The sequence below is a fragment of the Curtobacterium sp. HSID17257 genome (assembly GCF_003989515.1).
GTDB lineage: Bacteria > Actinomycetota > Actinomycetes > Actinomycetales > Microbacteriaceae > Curtobacterium.
In genome coordinates this window covers 1-544 of the sequence record NZ_RBLU01000243.1, presented here as the reverse complement: position 1 = coordinate 544, position 544 = coordinate 1, and the positions used below count along the sequence as shown (strand labels likewise).

1 protein-coding gene is annotated in these 544 nt (G+C 77.4%); it reads left to right on the top strand.

Features of this window, described 5'->3' with window-relative positions; translation table 11 throughout:
• Positions 1-544 (top strand): LysR substrate-binding domain-containing protein (locus tag D8M35_RS16230; protein ID WP_238638288.1); only part of this gene is annotated, 544 nt, incomplete at both ends.

Below are 544 nucleotides of genomic sequence, written 5' to 3'. Positions count from 1 at the left end.
CGCGGCGCGCGAGGACCTCGACGCCGTCGGGGGCCTCGCCCGTGGTCGGGTGCGGCTCGCCGGCTTCCCGAGCGCGTCGTCGACCCTCGTGCCGCCGGTGCTCGCGGCACTGGCGGCGGACAGCCCCGGCGTCGTGACGTCGTACGTCGAGGCCGAGCCGCCCGAGGCCGTCGACCTGCTCCGACGCGGGGAGGTCGACGTCGCGCTGACGTTCTCGCACGCGATGCAGGACGACCCGGGGACCGATCCGACCCTGACGACGCGCGCACTCGGACGGGACCCGCTCGCGCTCGTCACCGCCGTCGGCGACGGGCAGCCCGACGGACGGGCTGCCGACCTCGCCGCGTTCCGGGACGCCCGGTGGATCGGCGGGTGCCCCCGCTGCCGCGGCCACCTGCTCGCCTCGTGCGCCGCATCCGGGTTCACACCGGAGATCGTGCTCGAGACCGACAACGCCGCGGCGGTCGTCGGGCTCGTCGCCGCCGGCCTCGGCGTCGCGCTGCTGCCCCGACTCGCGCTCTCGACCACCGTCGTGCCGCCGGGA